The sequence below is a fragment of the Burkholderia sp. Bp8963 genome, assembly GCF_003854275.1.
Taxonomy (GTDB): domain Bacteria; phylum Pseudomonadota; class Gammaproteobacteria; order Burkholderiales; family Burkholderiaceae; genus Burkholderia.
Map to the genome: position 1 here is coordinate 20,796 of NZ_QTQP01000032.1, position 19,891 is coordinate 40,686.

Annotated in this window: 19 protein-coding genes and 1 pseudogene; 15 read left to right on the top strand and 5 right to left on the bottom strand. The window is 68.5% G+C overall.

Features of this window, described 5'->3' with window-relative positions:
• Positions 1-190 precede the first annotated feature (190 nt).
• Complete coding sequence (locus tag DID96_RS24355; protein ID WP_124601818.1) at positions 191-400, bottom strand: twin transmembrane helix small protein; 210 nt, start codon at positions 398-400, stop codon at positions 191-193.
• Positions 401-484: 84 nt separating this feature from the next.
• Here DID96_RS24355 and DID96_RS24360 point away from each other — a divergent pair, with 84 nt between their 5' ends.
• The 5 genes from DID96_RS24360 to DID96_RS24380 all read left to right on the top strand — a co-directional run bounded on the left by DID96_RS24360 (position 485) and on the right by DID96_RS24380 (position 4,588).
• Positions 485-1,195 (top strand): SURF1 family protein, encoded by a 711-nt coding sequence (locus tag DID96_RS24360; RefSeq protein ID WP_260464001.1) that lies wholly within the window; start codon positions 485-487, stop codon positions 1,193-1,195.
• A gap of 63 nt (positions 1,196-1,258) precedes the next feature.
• Positions 1,259-1,903: a cytochrome C oxidase subunit I gene (locus DID96_RS24365; protein ID WP_124601876.1), complete on the top strand. Its 645-nt coding sequence runs from the start codon at positions 1,259-1,261 to the stop codon at positions 1,901-1,903.
• 25 nt (positions 1,904-1,928) lie between these two features.
• Complete coding sequence (locus tag DID96_RS24370; protein WP_124601820.1) at positions 1,929-3,041, top strand: heme A synthase; 1,113 nt, start codon at positions 1,929-1,931, stop codon at positions 3,039-3,041.
• Between the two features lie 8 nt (positions 3,042-3,049).
• Entirely contained in the window at positions 3,050-3,952 is a 903-nt protein-coding gene (cyoE, locus tag DID96_RS24375; RefSeq protein WP_124601821.1) for a heme o synthase, read from the top strand.
• Between the two features lie 18 nt (positions 3,953-3,970).
• The gene (locus DID96_RS24380) at positions 3,971-4,588 is read left to right on the top strand and encodes an SCO family protein (RefSeq protein ID WP_124601822.1); all 618 of its coding nucleotides are present in this window, start codon (positions 3,971-3,973) and stop codon (positions 4,586-4,588) included.
• 47 nt (positions 4,589-4,635) lie between these two features.
• On the opposite strand, the gene DID96_RS24385 is transcribed toward DID96_RS24380, so the two are convergent.
• On the bottom strand, positions 4,636-4,926 hold the full coding sequence (locus DID96_RS24385) for a YciI family protein (protein ID WP_124601823.1): 291 nt from the start codon (positions 4,924-4,926) through the stop codon (positions 4,636-4,638).
• 285 nt (positions 4,927-5,211) lie between these two features.
• Between DID96_RS24385 and DID96_RS24390 the strand changes: the two genes are divergently transcribed.
• The 7 genes from DID96_RS24390 to DID96_RS24420 all read left to right on the top strand — a co-directional run bounded on the left by DID96_RS24390 (position 5,212) and on the right by DID96_RS24420 (position 14,625).
• A complete protein-coding gene (locus DID96_RS24390) occupies positions 5,212-6,027 on the top strand; it encodes a MetQ/NlpA family ABC transporter substrate-binding protein (protein WP_124601824.1) in 816 nt (271 codons plus the stop codon).
• Positions 6,028-6,375: 348 nt separating this feature from the next.
• Entirely contained in the window at positions 6,376-7,341 is a 966-nt protein-coding gene (locus DID96_RS24395) for an ABC transporter substrate-binding protein (protein WP_124601825.1), read from the top strand.
• A gap of 141 nt (positions 7,342-7,482) precedes the next feature.
• Entirely contained in the window at positions 7,483-8,379 is an 897-nt protein-coding gene (locus DID96_RS24400) for an ABC transporter permease (protein WP_124601826.1), read from the top strand.
• 1 nt (position 8,380) lies between these two features.
• Positions 8,381-9,175: an ABC transporter ATP-binding protein gene (locus tag DID96_RS24405; protein WP_124601827.1), complete on the top strand. Its 795-nt coding sequence runs from the start codon at positions 8,381-8,383 to the stop codon at positions 9,173-9,175.
• A 118-nt stretch (positions 9,176-9,293) separates the two neighbouring features.
• A complete protein-coding gene (gene imuA, locus DID96_RS24410) occupies positions 9,294-10,001 on the top strand; it encodes a translesion DNA synthesis-associated protein ImuA (RefSeq protein WP_124601828.1) in 708 nt (235 codons plus the stop codon).
• Positions 9,934-11,418: a DNA polymerase Y family protein gene (locus DID96_RS24415; protein WP_124601829.1), complete on the top strand. Its 1,485-nt coding sequence runs from the start codon at positions 9,934-9,936 to the stop codon at positions 11,416-11,418. Before imuA ends, DID96_RS24415 begins: the two co-directional genes overlap by 68 nt.
• A 6-nt stretch (positions 11,419-11,424) precedes the next feature.
• A complete protein-coding gene (locus DID96_RS24420; RefSeq protein WP_124601830.1) occupies positions 11,425-14,625 on the top strand; it encodes an error-prone DNA polymerase in 3,201 nt (1,066 codons plus the stop codon).
• Positions 14,626-14,631: 6 nt separating this feature from the next.
• Here DID96_RS24420 and DID96_RS24425 read toward each other — a convergent pair whose 3' ends face one another.
• The 3 genes from DID96_RS24425 to DID96_RS39040 are packed head-to-tail and all read right to left on the bottom strand — an operon-like array spanning position 14,632 to position 17,113.
• Entirely contained in the window at positions 14,632-15,672 is a 1,041-nt protein-coding gene (locus tag DID96_RS24425) for a lysylphosphatidylglycerol synthase domain-containing protein (RefSeq protein WP_260464003.1), read from the bottom strand.
• Positions 15,673-15,716: 44 nt separating this feature from the next.
• Entirely contained in the window at positions 15,717-16,982 is a 1,266-nt protein-coding gene (gene hpnI / locus DID96_RS24430; RefSeq protein ID WP_409333811.1) for a bacteriohopanetetrol glucosamine biosynthesis glycosyltransferase HpnI, read from the bottom strand.
• Entirely contained in the window at positions 16,979-17,113 is a 135-nt protein-coding gene (locus DID96_RS39040; RefSeq protein ID WP_260464002.1) for a hypothetical protein, read from the bottom strand. The genes hpnI and DID96_RS39040 overlap by 4 nt, the downstream gene beginning before the upstream one ends.
• Before the next feature lie 455 nt (positions 17,114-17,568).
• On the opposite strand from DID96_RS39040, the pseudogene DID96_RS24435 reads away from it, so the two are divergent.
• The 3 genes and pseudogenes from DID96_RS24435 to DID96_RS24445 form a co-directional block, all read left to right on the top strand.
• A pseudogene (locus DID96_RS24435) lies at positions 17,569-17,660 on the top strand (GntR family transcriptional regulator); the annotation flags it as partial.
• Between the two features lie 98 nt (positions 17,661-17,758).
• Positions 17,759-18,862 (top strand): N-acetylglucosamine-6-phosphate deacetylase, encoded by a 1,104-nt coding sequence (nagA, locus tag DID96_RS24440; protein WP_124601832.1) that lies wholly within the window; start codon positions 17,759-17,761, stop codon positions 18,860-18,862.
• Entirely contained in the window at positions 18,855-19,880 is a 1,026-nt protein-coding gene (locus tag DID96_RS24445) for an SIS domain-containing protein (protein ID WP_124601878.1), read from the top strand. The genes nagA and DID96_RS24445 overlap by 8 nt, the downstream gene beginning before the upstream one ends.
• Positions 19,881-19,891: the final 11 nt, after the last annotated feature.

A 19,891-nucleotide genomic window follows, 5' to 3' on the forward strand; every position in this document is an offset into this window, starting at 1 on the left:
GCGCAGCGATGCGCGGGCCGTTTGGTTTTGTGGGAGCCGGACGGCGTGAACGATTCGTCCGGCAGCCGGCATCATCCGGGCGCCGCCGCGACTCAGTCAGGCGGCGCTTTTGCTTGGTGGCGCCGCCATGCGGCGAAATGTCACAGCGGCCGCGGTGGTCACGGCGGCCGCGGCCCCCGCGGCGATGGCGTCAGCGGCCGATCGGCAAGCCGGTCGAATGGATCCAGCCCATCCAGTTTGCGAACAGGATGAACAGGAACAGCGAGATCGACAGCCCGACGCGGGTGGCGAGCGACCAGGCCATGCGTTTCGTGTGGCCGCGGTCGTGCATCATGAAATAGAGCGCCGAACCCAGGCTGGCAATGATGAGGACGAAGGCGATGGGAACGAGGGTGTGCATGCAGCGAACCGGACGACGGCAATTCGAAAGGAAGAGGATAATTATCGCACCTCGCATCCGCGAACGCGCCGGGCGGGCGGCCCGATGAAGATCCGCCTGCTGCCTGCGCTGCTGATCCTCGCGGTCGTCGCGGTCACGATCCGTCTCGGTTTCTGGCAGCGCGACCGCGCGCATCAGAAGGAGGCGCTGCAGGCGAATATCGTGCGCTTCGAGCATGCGGTGCCCGTCGAGGTCGGCGCGCAGCCGGTCCCGCTCGCGTCGATCGAGTTCCATCGCGTGCGCGCGACGGGGCGCTTCATGCCCGAGCAAGCGGTGTTCCTCGACAATCGGCCGTATAACGACCAGCCGGGTTTTTACGTCGTGATGCCGTTTAAACTCACGGGCGGCGGCTACGTGCTCGTGAATCGAGGCTGGCTGCCGCGCAACATCGCCGATCGCACGGCGATCGAGCCGTTCGCGACGCCCGCGGGCGATATCGAGGTCGTCGGGATCGCACGCGCCGACGCGTCGCGCGCGTTCGAACTCGGCGAAGGCGGCTCGGCGCCGCACCAGAAGATTCGCCAGAACCTGGACGTCGCCGCGTATGCGAAGGAAACCGGCCTGCCGCTGCAGCCGTTCGTGATCCAGCAGACGAGCGACGACGGCGACAAGCTGGTGCGCGACTGGCCGGCGCCCGCGACCGGCGTCGAGCGCAATTACGGTTACATGTTTCAGTGGTGGGGCATGGCGGCGGCCGCGCTCGGTTTCGGCTTGTACGCGGCGCGGCGCGCGGCGAAGAAGTCGTCCGGCGCATGAGCGGCGCGATGTCCGTACGCGGCGGCGACGCCGCGGGTTCGTTTCGAGAGGTCTGATTTGTCCATCCAATCTTCCCGTCAGGGCCCGGGCGCCGCGCCCGCCACGCCCGTTTCGCCTGTTTCCCCGGCCGCCAGAAAGCGCGGCCGCTGGATGCTCGTGCTGCTCGGGCTCGTCTGCGCGGCGCCGATGCTCGCGTCGTACTTCACCTATTACGTGATCAAGCCGAAGGGCGGCTCGACGAACTACGGCACGCTGATCGACCCGCAGCGCCCGATTCCGGCGAACCTGACCGTCACCGACGAAACCGGCAAGACGATGCCGCTTTCGTCGCTGCGCGGCGTGTGGCTGTTCGTGATGACCGATCGCAGCGCGTGCGACGACGCGTGCGCGCAGAAGCTCTATTTCATGCGCCAGGTGCGCGTCACGCAGGCCGGCGAACGGCACCGGATCACGATGGTGTGGCTGCGCAGCGATGCGGGCGCGATTCCGGCGAAGGTGGGCGACGCGTATCCGGACACGGTGAAGCTGATCGCCGACCCGGCCGCGGTGGCTGCGTGGCTGCCGGCCGATGCCGGCGCGCAGGATACCGACCACATCTACCTGGTCGACCCGAACGGCAACCTGATGATGCGCTTCCCGAAGAACCCGAACCCCAGCAAGATCAAGTCAGACGTCACGAAACTGCTGAAGTGGTCGAGCATCGGCTGACGCGGGACTACGAGGCAATAATCCGATGTCGTATCTACTGCAACTCGGCCTGATCGGCTTCTGTATCGCGCTGCTGCCGCTGTCGTACGTGTGGGTGAAGGCGGACGACAACAAGTTCCGCAAGCTGGTGTGGATCACCACATTCCTGACCCTTGATCTCGTGATGTTCGGCGGCTTCACGCGGCTGACCGATTCGGGCCTCGGCTGCCCGGACTGGCCGGGCTGCTACGGCACGTCGTCGCCGTTCATCGCGCATGCGGCGATCACGGCCGCGCACGAGGCGCTGCCGACCGGCCCCGTCAGCATGTCGAAGGCGTGGATCGAGATGATCCACCGCTATTTCGCGATGGCGATCGGCGTGCTTATCATTGCGCAGACGGCGATCGCATGGACCGCACGGCTGCGCCGCCGTCCGTTGCACGTATCGCCGTGGTGGCCGACGAGCCTGCTGATGCTGATCGTCGTGCAGGGCGCGTTCGGCGCGTGGACGGTGACGATGAAGCTGCAGCCGGTGATCGTCACGATCCACCTGCTGCTCGGGCTGATGCTGCTCGGCACGCTCGGCTGGCTTGCGGCACGGCAGACGCCGCTGCCCGCGCATGACCCGGAAGCCGGGCGCTATCGCGCGGCCGCGCTCGCGGCGCTCGTGCTGCTCGTCGTGCAGATCGCGCTCGGCGGCTGGGTGAGCACCAACTACGCGGTGCTCGCGTGCACCGATTTCCCGACCTGCAACGGCCAGTGGATTCCGCCGATGGATTTCCGGCACGGCTTCCACCTGTGGCGTGCGCTCGGCATGACGAGCGACGGCGACGCGATCACGCAGGACGCGCTCGTCGCGATTCACTGGACGCACCGCACGTTCGCGTTCGTCGTCGTTGCGTACCTCGTCGCGTTCGCGCTGAAGATGCGCCGCTTCGAATCGCTGCGGCGGCCCGCGAACGGCGTGCTGCTGGTGGTCGTGCTGCAGTTCGTGACGGGGTTGACGAATATCGTATTGCAGTGGCCTTTGCCGGTCGCGGTGGCCCATAACGGGGGCGCCGCGATCCTGCTGCTGCTCGTCGTCATGTTAAACTTTCGCATCCTTTCAAGCCGCCCTGGCCGTGTCGCGCTGCCTGCGCGCGATGCCGCGCCGGCGTGACCGTTCCCATGCAAAGCACCCTTTCCCATTCGCCCGGTAGCCGGTTTTCCCAGTACATGGCGCTGACGAAACCGCGGGTCACGCAGCTTGCGGTGTTCTGCGCGGTGATCGGCATGTTCCTCGCGACGCCGGGCATGGTGCCGTGGCGGGTGCTGGTTGGCGGCACCGTCGGCATCTGGCTGCTGGCGGGTGCGGCGTTCGCGATCAACTGTCTCGTCGAGCAGAAGATCGACGCGATGATGCGCCGCACCGCATGGCGTCCGTCCGCGCGCGGCGAGATCACGACCTCGCAGATCCTGCTGTTCTCGGGCGTGCTCGGCAGCGTTGGCGCGTGGACGCTCTACACGTTCACGAACCCGCTGACGATGTGGCTGACGATCGCGACCTTCGTCGGCTACGCGGTGATCTACACGCTGCTGCTGAAGCCGATGACGCCGCAGAACATCGTGATCGGCGGCGCGTCCGGCGCGATGCCGCCGGCGCTCGGCTGGGCCGCGGTGACGGGCGCGGTGCCCGGCGACGCGTGGATCCTCGTGCTGATCATCTTCGTGTGGACGCCGCCGCATTTCTGGGTGCTCGCGCTGTATCGCCGCAAGGATTACGAGAACGCGGGGCTGCCGATGCTGCCCGTCACGCACGGCGAGAAATTCACGCGGCTGCACATCCTGCTGTACACGGTGATCCTGTTCGCGGTCACGATGATGCCGTTCATCTCGGGGATGAGCGGGGCCGTCTACCTGACGAGCGCCGTGCTGCTCGGCGCGGTGTTCTTCGCGTATGCGTGGAAGATCTACCGCGATTACTCCGACGACCTCGCCCGCAAGGCCTTCCGCTACTCGATCGTCTATCTGTCGCTGCTGTTCGCGGCGCTGCTCGTCGATCACTACGCCCGCCCGCTGCTCGGCGTGTAACCGCACGGTTTGAACGCAATGCTCCATTCATGGTTCGGGCGCCGCGCGCGCCAAGGCTGGCTGTTCGCTTGCGCGCTGGCGCTCGCGTCGCTGCTCGCGGCGTGTGACGACGCGCCGAAATTCCAGAATCTCGACATCACCGGCAACACGCAGTTCGGCAGCGACTTCGCGCTGCCCGACACGACCGGCAAGGTGCGCACGCTCGCGGACTTCAAGGGCAAGGCCGTCGTGATGTTCTTCGGCTACACGCATTGCCCGGACGTCTGCCCGACGACGATGGCCGAGCTGTCCGAGGCGCTCAAGCAGCTCGGGCCGGATGCGGCGAAGCGCGTGCAGGTGCTGTTCGTGACCATCGACCCGGAGCGCGACACGCCCGCGCTGCTCGGCCAGTACGTGCCGGCATTCGATCCGTCGTTCATCGGCCTGCGCGCGGCGGACGACGCGCAGCTGAAGAAGGTCACGAAGGATTTCCGCGTCTATTACGCGAAAGTGCCGGGCAAGACGCCCGGCAGCTACACGATGGATCACACCGCCGCGAGCTACGTGTTCGATACGAACGGCAAGCTGCGCCTCTTCGTGCGCGACGGCCAGGGCCCTGGCCCGTGGTTGCATGACCTGAAACTGCTGCTCGGCTGAGCGACGCCGGCAGCCACGCAGTGTGCGCCAGTGTGCGCCAGTGTGCGTTACGGCAGCGCGGGCAGGTTCAGGCCCGGAGCGGCGCGCGTCATCCGGAACTCGGTCACGCGGTAAGTCGCGAGGCCTTCCGTGACGAATGGGTCGGTCTGCAGGATCGCTTCCAGTTCGTCGCGGTCGATGCGGGCCGCGAGGATCACGCCGCCGTCACGCGGCACCTTCGGCCCGGCCGCGATGAAGATCCCCTTGTCGAGCAGCGGCTGCAGATACGCGCGATGGCGTTCGAGCGCGTCGTCGATGCGCTCGAGCGACGTGGTGTAGTGAATGTCGATGACGTACATGCTGGCCTCGGTAAGTCGCCGGGGCGCGATGCGCCGGCAAGGCGATCTTGTAGCACAGCCTGCCGGCGCTGTCGCGCCGTCGCGGCCAATTCGCGCGCGGCAGGGCGGCGCCTGAGCCGATGGCGTGCCCGCGCGGCAAGGTCACCTGCGCGCTTCCCGCATACCCATATGAGCGGGATGTATTTCACATCCTGCCGATCCTGTGACACCATTTGCCCCTTTCCTGCGAGCCGGGACATACCCGTATCGCGCCCCTTTTTCAGTTAGCAAGAAAGCGAGAAACAGATGAAGCGTCGCAGTCTCCTGAAGGTGTTTTCCGTGCTGGCAACCGGCGCTGCGCTGACTATGTCGGCGGGCGTGCACGCCGAGGACAAGGTGATCAAGGTCGGTACGGTGTCCGGCCCGGACGCGGAAGTCTGGCAGGTCGTGCAGAAGGTCGCGAAGGAGAAGGAAGGCCTGAACGTGAAGGTGATCGAGTTCAACGACTACGTGCAGCCGAACGCGGCGCTCGACGCGGGCGACCTCGACGCGAACAGCTTCCAGCACCAGCCGTACCTCGACAGCCAGGTGAAGCAGCGCGGCTACAAGCTCGTCAGCGCGGGCCTGACCTACATCTCGCCGATGGGCATCTACTCGAAGAAGGTCAAGGCGCTGAAGGATCTGCAGCAAGGCGCGAAGCTCGCGGTGCCGAACGATCCGTCGAACGAGAACCGTGCGCTGCTGCTGCTGCAGACGCAGGGCCTGATCAAGCTGAAGGCTGGCGCCGGCACGGGCGGCAACAACGCGACCGTGCTCGACATCGCCGACAACCCGAAGAAGCTGAAGATCTCCGAGCTCGACGCTGCGCAACTGCCGCGCGTGCTGTCGGACGTCGACGCGGCCGTGGTCAACACGAACTACGCGATCGCCGCGAACCTGCAGCCGACCAAGGACGCGCTCGCGCTCGAAGCGCTGACGAGCCCGTACGCGAACCTGATCGCGGTGCGCGCGAAGGACAAGGATCAGCCCTGGGTGAAGAAGCTGGTCAAGGCGTACCAGTCGCAGGAAGTGAAGGAATTCATCAAGAAGCAGTTCAAGGGCGCGATGGTCGCGTCGTTCTGAACGCCGCGCACCGGCGGCTGAACCGCTGACACGCAAGGGCCTGCATCGCGCAGGCCCTTTTTCATTGGTGCGGCCCGTGGAACGGCCGCGCGGCGCCCGTCACTTGCTCACATCTCGCCGCGGCGCGAGCATTCACGGGGCCGGTGCGCGCCGTGTATGCGGCGGGGTCGCGTAAGCCTGGAGTCAGGCGGTGGTCTGCGGAAATGGTATCCTCGTGGCGGTTCGCCGCCGCGCACCGATCCGGTGTGACGTGACGGCCGGGCCGCCGCCGCGATGACGCGGGCCGCGCGGCCGGGCCGATGTGCGAAGCCCATCATCCAGAACCGACAATACGGGGGAGACTCACCGATGAAGCAGTTGAAGAAGTTCGCGATCCGTTCGATCACGGCCGGCGTTGCCGCGCTCGCGCTGGCCGGCGCCGCGCACGCGCAGACGGTCAAGGTGCTGTCGATCGTCGATCACCCGGCGCTCGACGCGATCCGCGACGGCGTGCGCGCCGAACTGAAGGCCGAAGGCTACGGCGACGACAAGCTCAAGTGGGAATACCAGAGCGCGCAGGGCAATACGGGCACGGCCGCGCAGATCGCGCGCAAGTTCGTCGGCGACCAGCCCGACGTGATCGTCGCAATCGCGACGCCGGCCGCGCAGGCGGTCGTCGCGTCGACGAAGAGCGTGCCGGTCGTCTACTCGGGCGTGACCGACCCGGTCACCGCGCAGCTCGTGAAGGGCTGGGGCCCGACGGGCACCAACGTGACGGGCGTGTCCGACAAGCTGCCGCTCGACCGCCAGGTCGCGCTGATCAAGCGCGTGGTGCCGAATGCGAAGACGGTCGGCATGGTCTACAACCCGGGCGAGGCGAATTCGGTCGTCGTCGTGAAGGCGCTCGCGGAGATCCTCGCGAAGCAGGGGATGACGCTCAAGGAAGCGGCCGCGCCGCGCACCGTCGACATCGGCCCGGCCGCGAAGAGCCTGATCGGCAAGGTCGACGTGATCTACACGAACACCGACAACAACGTCGTGTCCGCGTACGAAGCGCTCGTGAAGGTCGCGAACGAAGCGAAGATCCCGCTCGTCGCGGGCGACACCGACAGCGTGAAGCGCGGCGGCATCGCGGCGCTCGGCATCAACTACGGCGACCTCGGCCGCCAGACCGGCAAGGTCGTCGCGCGGATCCTGAAGGGCGAGAAGCCGGGCGCGATCGCGTCGGAGACGAGCAGCAACCTCGAGCTGTTCGTGAACACGGGGGCGGCCGCGAAGCAGGGCGTGACGCTGTCGCAGGACCTGGTCAAGGAAGCGAAGACGGTCATCAAGTAAGCCGCAGCCGGCCGAACGCCGGGCTCGAAGGCCCCGACCGGGCCTGAACGAAACCGCTGGATGGGCGGCCCTTACCGGGGCCGCCCATCCGTTTCGCCCGGCCGCATCCGTCCGGCCGGGAAGCAACAGGATTTCCCCACCATGTCTTTGTTCTCGTTTCTGGGCGCACTGGAGATCGGCCTGATCTTCAGCCTCGTCGCGCTCGGGGTGCTGATCTCGTTCCGCATCCTCAATTTTCCCGACCTGACCGTCGACGGCAGCTTCCCGCTCGGCGGCGCGGTGGCCGCGACGCTGATCTCGGCCGGCGTCGACCCGTTCGCGGCGACCGGCTTCGCGATCGTCGCGGGCGCCGCGGCCGGCTTCGTCACCGGCTGGCTCAACGTGCGCCTGAAGATCATGGATCTGCTCGCCAGCATCCTGATGATGATCGCGCTGTACTCGGTGAACCTGCGGATCATGGGCCGGCCGAACGTGCCGCTCATCACCGAGCCGACGCTCTTCACCATGCTGCAGCCGGCCTGGCTGCCCGACTACGTGCTGCGCCCGGCGCTGCTTGCCGTCGTGGTCGTGGTCGCGAAGCTCGGCCTCGACTGGTTCTTCTCGTCGCAGCTCGGCCTCGCGATGCGCGCGACCGGCGCGAACCCGCGGATGGCGCGCGCGCAGGGCATCGCGACCGGCCGTGCGACGCTCGCCGGGATGGCGCTGTCGAACGCGCTCGTCGCGCTCGCGGGGGCCCTCTTCGCGCAGACGCAGGGCGGCGCGGACATCTCGATGGGGATCGGCACGATCGTGATCGGGCTGGCCGCGGTGATCATCGGCGAGACGCTGCTGCCCGCTCGCCGGCTGGTGCTGACGACGCTCGCGGTCGTGCTCGGCGCGATCGTCTACCGCTTCTTCATCGCGCTTGCGCTAAACAGCGAATTCATCGGCCTGAAGGCGCAGGACCTGAACCTCGTGACCGCCGCGCTCGTCACGATCGCGCTGGTGCTGCCGGCGACGCGCAAGAAGCTGTTCGCGCGCAAGAACGGAGGGGCATGACATGCTGTCCGCACAAGACCTGAAACTCACGTTCAATCCCGGCACGCCGATCGAGACGCGTGCGCTGCGCGGGCTGTCGCTCGATATTCCGGACGGCCAGTTCGTCGCGGTGATCGGCTCGAACGGCGCCGGCAAGTCGACCTTCCTCAATGCGATCAGCGGCGACCAGGCGGTCGATGCGGGGCGTATCTCGATCGACGGCACCGACGTCACTCGCCAACCCGCGTGGGACCGCGCGCACCTCGTCGCGCGCGTGTTCCAGGACCCGATGGCCGGCACCTGCGAGGCGCTGACGATCGAGGAGAACATGGCGCTCGCGATGGCGCGCGGCGGGCGGCGCGGCTTCAAGGCCGCGCTCGATCGGCCGTCGCGCGAGCTGTTCCGCGACAAGCTGCGGCTGCTCAACCTTGGCCTCGAGAACCGGCTGACCGACCGGATCGGATTGCTGTCGGGCGGCCAGCGGCAGGCGGTGAGCCTCTTGATGGCGTCGCTGCGGCCGTCGCGGATCCTGCTGCTCGACGAGCATACGGCCGCGCTCGACCCGAAGACGGCCGCGTTCGTGCTCGAGCTGACCGCGCGGATCGTCGCCGAGAGCCGGCTGACGACGATGATGGTCACGCACAGCATGCGGCAGGCGCTCGACTATGGGCACCGCACGGTGATGCTGCACCAGGGGCAGGTCGTGCTCGACGTGTCGGGCGACGAACGCAAGGGGCTCGACGTGCCGGACCTGCTGCAGATGTTCGAGAAGGTGCGGCACGAACAGCTCGACGACGATGCGCTGCTGCTTGGGTGACGCGTAGCCGTGGGCCGACGCGGCGCGGGAGGCGCCACGTCGGCCGGTTTCGCACCGGTGCTGTGCGACGCGAGCGCATTGCCATATACTGTATATCCATACAGTTGTGGGTGGCGTCATGCTCGCATCCTCCATTTCTCCTGAATCCCTTCATCCGTCGCTCTGGCGCGGTTCGCAGCTCGCGCGCGGCGGTTCGCGCACGATCGACACGGGTTTCGCGTCGCTGTCCGCCGAGTTGCCGGGCGGCGGCTGGCCGGTCGGCGGGCTCGTCGAGTTGCTGGCCGCGCAGCCGGGCTGCGGCGAAATGCGGCTGCTCGCGCCCGCGCTCGCGCACACCGTCAGCGCCCGGCGGCCGCTCGCGCTCGTCGCGCCGCCGCAGTCGCCGCATGCGACCGCGCTCGCCGGTCTCGGCGTGCCGGCCGATGCGCTGCTGTGGCTGCGCGCCGGCAGCCGCGCGGACGCGCTGTGGGCGGCCGAGCAGGCGCTCAAGACAGGCTGCTGCGGTGCGCTGCTGCTCTGGCAGGATGCGCGGCCCGACGCGTTGCGGCGCCTGCACCTCGCTGCGGCGCGCACGGGCGACACGCTGTTCGTGATGCTGCGCTCGCTGCCGGCCGCGCGGCAGCCGTCGCCCGCCGTGCTGCGCGTCGCGCTGCACCCCGTGCCGGGCGGTGTGTCGATCGACATCGTCAAGCGTCGCGGGCCCGCGCGCAGCGAGCCGCTCGTGCTCGACCTGCCGTCGCCCATCGTGGAGAGCCGCTATGCGCGTCTTGCTCGGCATCCATCTGCCGCGCCTGCCGCTCGACGTGTGCGCCCCGCCGCCGTCTGACGGCGAGGCCGGCTGTGCGGTGCTCGAGCAGGGCGTCGTGCTGATCGCCGACGCGGCCGCGCACCGGCAGGGCGTGCGCGCGGGCATGAAGCGCGGCGGCGTGCTGACGCTCGCGCCCGATACGCAGCTCGTCGAGCGCGACCCGGCGCGCGAGGCCGATGCGCTGCGCGCGGTCGCGCTCGCGCTGCTGCGTTTCTCGCCGTGCGTCGCGCTCGCTGATGAAGCCACGTTGATCGTCGACGTCGGCCCGAGCCTGCGCCTGTTCGGCGGCCTGCCGTCGCTGTGCCGCCAGGTGCGCGCAACGCTCGCGGCGCTCGGCTATGCAGCGCGCCTGTCCGCCGCGCCGACCGGGGGCGGCGCGTGGCTGCTCGCGCGCGTGTCGGGCCGCTCGCGCAGCCGGCGCCGGGTGGCCGGCCATGCGTCGCTCGTCCGCGCGCTCGACGGGCTGCCGTGCGTGCTGCTGCCCGACGCGCGCCCGTATGCGGGCTGGTTCGACGGCCTCGGCTGCCACACGCTCGCCGATCTGCGCGGCCTGCCGCGCGCGGGGCTGCAGCGCCGCTGCGGTCCCGCGCTGCTGGCCGCGCTCGACCGCGCCTATGGCGACGCCGTCGAGCCGCTTGCGTGGATGCCGGTGCCGCCCGTGTTCGACACGCGGCTCGAATTGCCGGAGCGCGTCGAATATGCGGAAGCCGTGCTGTTCGCCGCGCGGCGGCTCATCGTGCAGCTGTGCGGCTGGCTGGCCGCGCGGCAGCTGTCGCTGGCCGCGATGGCGTTCGGCCTCGAACACGAGCGCGGCCGCCAGGCCGTGCCGCCGACGTCGCTCGAGCTCGCGTTCGCGGAGCCCGCGCGCGACGAGGCGCACTTCATGCGGCTGCTCGGCGAGCGGCTCGCGCGTGTCGAGCTGCCGGCCGCGGTGATCGCGGTGCGCCTGACGGCCACCCGCGTCGAGTCGGTCGCGCCGCCGGCCGACGATCTCTTTCCCGAGCCGGGTGGCACGCGCGAGACGCGTGCGCGGCTCATCGAGCTGCTGGTCGCGCGGCTTGGCGCGGAGAACGTATTGCGCGCGGCGCCCGTCGCCGACCACCGGCCCGAGGCCGCGAACCGCTGGCTGCCGCTCGATGCGCCAGCGGGCCGTCCGTCCGCCGGTCCGCCCGCCGCGCCGCCGCGGCCTTCATGGCTGCTGGCCGAGCCGCTGCCGCTGTTGATGCGCGAGAACCGGCCCGTGTTTGGCACGCCGCTCAGGAAGATGTCGTCGGCCGAACGGATCGATGCGGGGTGGTTCGACGGCCAGCGCGAGAGGCGCGATTACTACGTTGCGCAGGACGAAGCCGGCGCGTGCTACTGGATCTTTCAGGAACTGCCGAGCGGGAGCAGCGGGGCCGAACCGCGCTGGTTCTTGCACGGCTTGTTCGGATGAATGGCGATGGCTGAGGAATTCAAGGTACTTCCCGACTACGCGGAGCTGTTCTGCCGGTCGAACTTCTCGTTCCTGCATGGCGCGTCACATGCGGAGGAACTGGTCGAGCGTGCGGTGGAGCTTGGCTACCGTGGTATCGCGATCACCGACGAATGCTCGCTCGCGGGCGCGCCGCGGATGCATGTCGCGGCGAAGGCGAAAGGGCTGCCGCTGATTGTCGGCGCGTACTTCGACGTGACGCCGGACGACGTCGCGCCCGGCCACGATCCGGGCCCCGGCGCGTTCGGGCTCGTGCTGCTCGCGCAGAACCGCGAGGGCTACGGCAACCTGTCGGAACTGATCTCGTGGCGGCGGATGGCATCGCCGAAGGGCACGTACAGGCTGACGCCGCGAATGTTGTCGAGACCGCCCGAAGAATTCGCGCACCTGCGCGGGGTGCCGGACTGCTTCGCGATCCTCGTTCCCGCGTACCCGGTGCGCGCGGATGTGCTCGATGCGCAGGTCGCGTGGTTTCGCGCGACGTTCGGCGAGCGCGCGCGGCTCGGGCTCGTGCAACTGCAGCGCGCGCTCGACGGCATGCAGCGCGAGGAGATTCGTGCGGCCGGCGCGCGGCGTGAAGTGCGCGTCGTCGCGCTCGGCGATGTGACGATGCATCGACGCTCGTGCAAGCCGTTGCAGGACACGATGACGGCGATCCGGCTCGGGATGCCGGTTTCGGAGTGCGGGTATGCACTCGCGCCGAACGCGGAGCAGCATTTGCGCTGGCGGCAGCAGATCGCGCAGTTGTTTTCGCCAGACGAGATCGCGCAGACGTGCGCGATTCTCGATGCGTGTCATTTCGAGCTCGACACGCTGCGCTACGAGTATCCCGACGAGATCGTGCCGAGCGGGCATACGCCGACGAGCTATCTGAAACAGGAAACCGAGGCCGGGGCAGCCGAGCGCTATCCGCAGGGTATTCCGGAGAAAGTGGCGAAGCAGATCCGGCATGAGCTCGACCTGATCGCAAGGCTGAACTACGAACCGTTCTTCCTGACCGTCTACGACATCGTCAAATACGCGCGCAGCCGGAACATCCTGTGCCAGGGCCGGGGCTCGGCGGCGAATTCGGTCGTCTGTTACTGCCTCGGCATCACCGAGGTGAATCCCGAACAGAGCACGATGCTGTTCGAGCGCTTCATCAGCGAGGAGCGCGGCGAGCCGCCCGACATCGACGTCGACTTCGAGCACCAGCGCCGGGAAGAAGTGATTCAGCATATCTACGCAAAGTATGGCAAGAATCGCGCGGCGCTCGCGGCCGCCGTCTCGACGTATCGCCCCCGTGGCGTGTTGCGCGAAACCGGCAAGGCGCTCGGCGTCGATCCGATGCTGATCGACCGCGTCGCGAAGGCGCATCGCTGGTTCGACGGCAGCCGCGACTTGCTTCAGCAGTTCGCGACGACCGGGCTCGATCCTGCTACGCCGCTGATCCGCACGTGGGCCGAGCTCGCTGCGCGCCTGCTGAACTTCCCGCGTCACCTGTCGCAACACTCGGGCGGCTTCGTGATCAGTCGCGGCAAGCTCACGCGGCTCGTGCCCGTCGAGAACGCGGCGATGGACGGGCGGCGCGTGATCCAGTGGGACAAGGACGATCTCGAATCGCTCAAGCTGATGAAGGTCGACGTGCTCGCGCTCGGCATGCTGTCGGCGCTGCATCGCGCGTTCGACCTGCGCACCGCGTGGCGTGGGGCACCGGAGGACGGCGAGCCGTTCACGCTGAAACACATTCCGCAGGATGACGAAGCGACCTACGACATGATCTGCCGCGCCGACACGGTCGGTGTGTTCCAGATCGAATCGCGCGCGCAGATGTCGATGCTGCCGCGCTTGCGGCCGCGCACTTATTACGATCTGGTGATCGAGGTTGCGATCGTGCGGCCGGGGCCGATCCAGGGCGGCGCTGTGCATCCCTATCTGAAACGGCGGCAGGGGATCGAGAAGGTCAGCTATCCGAAGGAGGACCTGAAGCCCGCGCTCGAACGCACGCAGGGCGTGCCGATCTTCCAGGAACAGGTGATGCAGATCGCGATGATCGCGGCCGGCTTCACGCCCGGCGAGGCCGACGAGCTGCGCCGCGCGATGGCCGCATGGAAGCGCAAGGGCAATCTCGAGAAGTATCACCGCAAGATCGTCGACGGCATGCGCGAGCGCGACTATCCGCCAGAATTCGCCGAACAGATCTTCGAGCAGATCAAGGGCTTCGGCGATTACGGTTTTCCCGAGAGCCACGCGGCGAGCTTTGCCAAACTGGCCTACGCCAGCAGCTGGCTCAAATGCCACGAACCGGCGATCTTTCTCGCCGCGCTGCTGAACAGCCAGCCGATGGGGTTCTATCCGCCGTCGCAACTCGTGCAGGATGCGAAGCGGCACGGTGTGCAGGTCCTGCCGATCGATGCGACGCAAAGCGGCTGGGATGCGTCGCTCGAAGCGCTGCCGGGTCAGCCGCCTCCATACGGACAGCCCGCCGTGCGGCTCGGCCTGTCGCTCGTGCGCGGCCTCGGCGAAGCCGCCGCGCGCCGGATCGAAGCCGCGCGCGCGGCCGGCCCGTTCGACAACGTCGATGCGCTCGCGCGCCGTGCGCAGCTCGAACGCCGCGACCTCGAAGCGCTCGCCGCCGCGAACGCGCTCGCGACGCTCGCCGGCCATCGCCGCGATGCGCTGTGGCAGGCGGTGGCCGCGGCGCCGGACCGCGACCTGCTCGCGGCCGCGCCGATCGACGAGCCCGAGCGGCCCGCGCTCGGCGCGCCGTCGGAGGCCGACGATATCCTCGCCGACTACCACACGACGGGCCTCACGCTGAACCGCCATCCCGTCGCGCTGCTGCGGCCCGCGCTGCGCGCGCGGCGGCTGTCGTCCGCGGCAGAACTGCATGACCGTCCCGATGGCCGGCTCGCGCGCGCCTGCGGGCTCGTGACTGCCCGGCAGATGCCGGGCACCGCGAAGGGCACGATGTTCATGACGCTCGAGGACGAAACGGGCTGCGTGAACCTCATCGTCCGGCCCGAGCTGCTCGCGCGGCAGCGCCGCGAGACGCTCGATTCGCGGCTGCTCGCGGCGTCGGGCGTGTGGCAGGTCGCGAGCGACGTGCGGCACCTCGTCGTGCAGCATTTCGAGGACCTGACGCCGCTGCTCGGCGGCCTGCGCACGTCGAGCCGCGAGTTCCACTGACGCGCGCTAGCGCGGCTCACCCGGCTCGTGCGCGTGCAGCGTGTCCCGGCTCGCGAGACCGCTGCGGTGCCCGGACACGGCGGCAAGCCGCCAGACCAGCAGCCCCGGAACGTAAAACAACAGATCGCGCACGCGTCGCGACGCCGCCAGCGCGAGACAGGTCGGCGGATCGAAACCGATCAGGCCGCCGATCAGCACGAAGCCGCCTTCCTGCACACCGAGGCCGCCCGGCATCAGGAACGCAGCGCTGCTGACGAACTGGATCAGCGCCTCGATCACGAGCGCCTGCACGAACGTCGGATGCGCGCCGAGAAAGTGGAGCGCGATCCATATCTCGAGTGCGTATCCCGCGAACTGCAGCGTTTGCCAGATCGCGAGATAGGACACGATCACATCCGTCTTGCGCCACAGCAGCCGGATCGTCAGATCGGTACGCGCCGATTCGCCGACGAGCGCATAGACCTTGCCGCTCGTCACGTGGTTGATCGCGCGCATCGTGCGCTCGAAAGGCCGAAGGTGCTGAACCAGTGCGAACAGCAGCAGCAACGGCGCCAGCGCGGCCACGCCGAGCGCGAGCTGCGCGGCGGCGTGAGCGATGCCGGACGGCACGTTCCAGAGCACGTAGCCGAGCGCGGCAAGTGCAAACACCAGCTGGCTGATCAGCGTGAGCTGCATGTCGACGACGAGGCTCGCCGCCGCCGTCGCCGGCCGCACGCCCATGCGCCGGAGCAGGCCGAACGACGCGATCTCGCCGCCGATCCGCGCGACCGGCAGCAAGCCGTTGATCGATTCGCGGATCCACACGAGCCTCAGCATGGCCGCGAAGGCGGGCCGGCGCGCACCGCGTATCAGCATCCGCCAGTCCCACGCGTTCGCCAGCATCGGCAGGATGTGAGCCAGCGCCGCGAGCGCCAGCCCGGCGCCAGCGGTCTGCAGTCGATGCAGGATATCCAGCGGATGCGAGCGCCAGATCAACCATCCCGCGATCGCCAGCCCGACGAGTGCCGCTGCCCGCCCGGAATGCCGGGCCCACGTGTCGCGTCGCAGGCGCGCCGCTTCGGCGCCCGTGCCGCGCCGGAAGGTCCGGCGGATCACGGCTCACCTGCCTTGGACAGCAGTCCGTGCCGGTCGACGCGAAAGCGCGTCCCGCGCCAAATGACGTGCGACGAGAAGAAGCTCGCGACGAACACCGCGAACTGAACGAGATCGGACAGCGGCAGCACGGCCCGGTCGGCGAACGGCTGCGCGATCGCCCGGTCGGTTTGCCACTTGAGCGCGAAGCGCGCGAGCAGCGCCATGCCGGCGAGCCCCCACGCGTGCGGCGCGCCGCCGGACGCGAGCGCCGCGAGCAGCGCGAACGGCAGCGGATGCATCAGCGCGGAGCCGAGATGCCCAAGCCGGTCAGCCGCGCGGATCGTTCGGCTCCAGCGCAGCTCATGAAGGAACAGTTCGCGGAACGTCGTCTCGACGCAGGCGTGTCCAACGAGTGTCGGCGGAATCGCGACGCTCGCGCCAATGCCGCGAACGGCTTCGCCGAGCGCATGATCCTCGGCCAGGTGATGCGCGAACTGCGCGAGACCGCCGATCTCGTCGAGCGTCGCGCGCGTAATCGCGATGGTCTGCCCGAAGCAGGGGCGCGCGAGACCGGCCGCGAGGCCCGTGACGACGCCGGGCAGGAACAGGTAATTCGTCGATGCCGCGGCCGCGCGCGGCCAGAACCCCGGTGCGCACATGCCGCGGTACACGCAGGTGACGAGGCCGACGCCCGGCTGCTGCAGCGCGCCGACGATCTGGCGCAACGTGTCGGGGCCGATCCGCACATCGCTGTCCGCGAAGCACAGCACGTCGTGCTCCGCCTGTTCGAGCATGTTGACGAGGTTGCCGATCTTCCGGTTCGGACCGTACAGGCGCGCGTCCGCGACGATCGTCACATGGGCATCGGGATAGCGCGCCCGCAGCGCGTCGACCGCGGTCAACGCGACGTCCTTCGCGTCGTGCACGCCGAACAGATACTGGACCGGGCCGGGATAGTCGTGTTCGAAGAAGCTCGCGAGATGCTCCTCGAGATGCCATTCGTCGCCGTGCAGCGGCTTCACGATCGTGATGGCGGGAAAGCGCTCGGGCACGATCGTGTCGCGCGCGAAAAAGCGGCTGACGAGACATGCCGCGATCAGCGTGTAGACGATGCCGAACAGCGCGGCGAACGCAAACAGGTCGGCAATGGGCGCGAGCAGCGCGCCGACGCCGAGCGTCATCCCCGTGAACGCGGCCGCTGCGATCGCGACCGCCCCCGCTACCAGCGCCGCGCCGCCCGCGCGAACGCTGCCGCCTTGCATTCCTGCGTGCGATCCGTTCATCGTGCGTCGTCCGTCGGCGGGATCGTTATCGTCGCCCCGTCCGGCAGAACGGGGCCGGAGGTGCAGCAGGGGGCGGCGGCGATGCGCGCGGCGCACGGCTTGAGGTCGGTGAAGGCGTCGTCGTCGGACATGAATTCGATCGTCGTGAGAAACGTGACGAGGAGCGATTCTCGTCCGACATGCGTGTCGACCGTGTGTCACGGACCGGTGAGGTCGAAGCGGTGCGGTCGATGCGGAACCGGTCGAGCCGTCCGCCCGGGATGACCCGCATGCGTCGCGAACAGTCGGATGAAAGCAATATTTGCCGACGTGCGCGAACCATGCCAGTCGGCCAAATTGGTTCTATTCTGGTCTCGTTGCCACGCTTCGTAACCCGACTGCCAGTTCGCCTGAACGGCCCCTTTGCATACCGATCCGGGTAAATCCCTACCCCGGAGTTCTTTGTAAACAAAGGATTTATCGCAACTAAAACGCTTGATGGGCAAGGCTTTCGGCGATTTTAGCGACGTTAATACCAGTTCGTTGACTGGTATTATTGTGGTTATATAATTCGTTCACTCAAGACGGCCCGCGTCCGTCGCCGGACATCGGCTACGGTGCCGACCAGCGCGTGATCGATTGACCGAAACGTATTGCCGCGACGACTACTACGCCTTCGTCGCCGAGTTGAAACGCTGACGCAAGAGACTGTTCCGGCGCGCGCCAAGCGGCGTACGCTGCAGATTCTGCAAAGTGCGACGCGGCTGGCCGCGTCACCCGATCATCAAGAGAACGTCATGCTGACTGGCAACATCCTCACCCCCGACGGCTGGATCCACGGCTCGCTCGACTGCGAGAACGGCCGCATTACCGCGCTCGACGGCACGAGCGCCGATCCCGCGAAGAACGATGCGCCGTACATCCTGCCCGGCTTCATCGACCTGCACGTGCACGGCGGCGGCGGCGCCGACGTGATGGAAGGCGGCGACGCGATCGAGACGATCGCCCGCATGCACGCGCAGTACGGCACGACGAGCCTGCTCGCGACGACGATGACCGCGCCGCGCGACGAGCTGATGAAGGTCGTCGGCAACCTCGGCAGCATCGCGCGTTCGCGCACGCCGGGCGGCGCGCGCGTGCTCGGCGTGCACCTCGAAGGGCCGTACATCAACCCCGGCAAGCTCGGCGCGCAGCCGGACGCAGCCGTGTCGGCCGTGCTCGACGAAGTGCTGAAGTACCTGTCGATCGCGCCGATCCGCGTCGTCACGCTCGCGCCGGAAATCGCCGGCCACATCGAGATCATCGGCGAGATGGCCGCGCGCGGCGTGCGCGTGCAGCTCGGCCACTCGCTCGCGACCTACGACGACGCGGTCGCCGCGCTCAAGCACGGCGCGTGCGGCTTCACGCATCTGTTCAACGCGATGTCGCCGCTGCATCACCGCAACCCGGGCCTCGTCGGCGCGGCGCTCGCGCATGCCGAATACGCGGAGATCATCCCCGACCTGCTGCACGTGCATCCGGGCGCGATCCGCGCGGCGCTGCGCGCGATCCCGCGCCTGTACGTCGTGACCGACAGCACGTCGGCCACCGGCATGCCCGACGGCGAATACCGGCTCGGCAGCCAGCACGTGACGAAGTGCCTCGGCGGCGTGCGGCTCGCCGACGGCACGCTCGCGGGCAGCACGCTGACGATGGACCAGGCGCTGCGCAATCTCGTGTCGCTCGGCCTGCCGCTCGCCGACGTGTCGAACCGGATGTCGCGCTACGCGGCCGATTACCTCGGCATCGCCGATCGCGGCCACATCGCGCGCGGCGCATGGGCCGACCTCGTCGTGTTCGATCGCGACCTGAACCTCACCGCGACCTATGTCGAAGGAGAATCGATTGTCGAATATGCTTAACGAAGCGCGCGAGTCCGCGCAGGTCGTCGCCGCGCAGCTGGCCGACACCGCGCGCGTCGAAGCGCTCGCCGGCCAACTGATGGCGCATCCGCCGGCCGTCGCGCTGACGGTCGCGCGCGGCAGCTCGGACCATGCCGCCAGTTATTTCGCAAGCCTGACGATGAGCCGCCTCGGCGTGCCGGTCGCGTCGCTGCCGATGTCGGTTGCGACACTGCAGCAGGCGCCGCTGAAAGTGCAGGACCAGCTCGCGATCGCGTTCTCGCAGTCCGGCCAGAGCCCCGATCTCGTCAACACGATGGCCGCGCTGCGCGAAGCGGGCGCGCGCACCGTCGCCGCCGCGAACGTGCTGCCGTCGCCGCTTGCCGACGCATGCGAGCACCCGTTGCCGCTGCTGGCCGGCCCCGAACTGTCGGTCGCGGCCACCAAGAGCTACATCGCGATGCTGTCGCTGTCCGCGCAGATCGTCGCATTCTGGCAGCGTGACGCCGCGCTCGTGAGCGCGCTGCGCGGGCTGCCCGACGTGCTCGCGCAGGCGGGCGCGCTCGACTGGTCGCCGGCCGTCGCGGCGCTCGCCGACGTCGAACGGATGATCGTGATCGGCCGCGGCCTCGGCCTCGCGATCGCGCAGGAAGCCGCGCTGAAGCTGAAGGAAACCTCCGGCATCCAGGCCGAGGCATTCTCGAGCGCCGAAGTCCGTCACGGCCCGATGGAGCTGATCGACCGCGACTACCCGCTGCTCGTGTTCGCGCCGCCGGGCCCCGAGCAGGCGGGCCTGCTGCAACTCGCGGCCGACATGCGCGCGCGCGGCGCGGCGGTGCTGCTCGCGGCACCTGCAGGCACGCCCGGCATATCGGGTGTATCCGGCACCGTGCTGCCGCTCGCGCAGTCTGCCCATTCGGCGCTCGACCCGATCGCCGCCATTCTTTCGTTCTACGTGATGGCGGCGAATCTTGCCGTCGCGCGCGGCCGCAATCCCGACACGCCGCGCCACCTGAACAAAGTCACCGAAACGCATTGATGAGCCGAGAA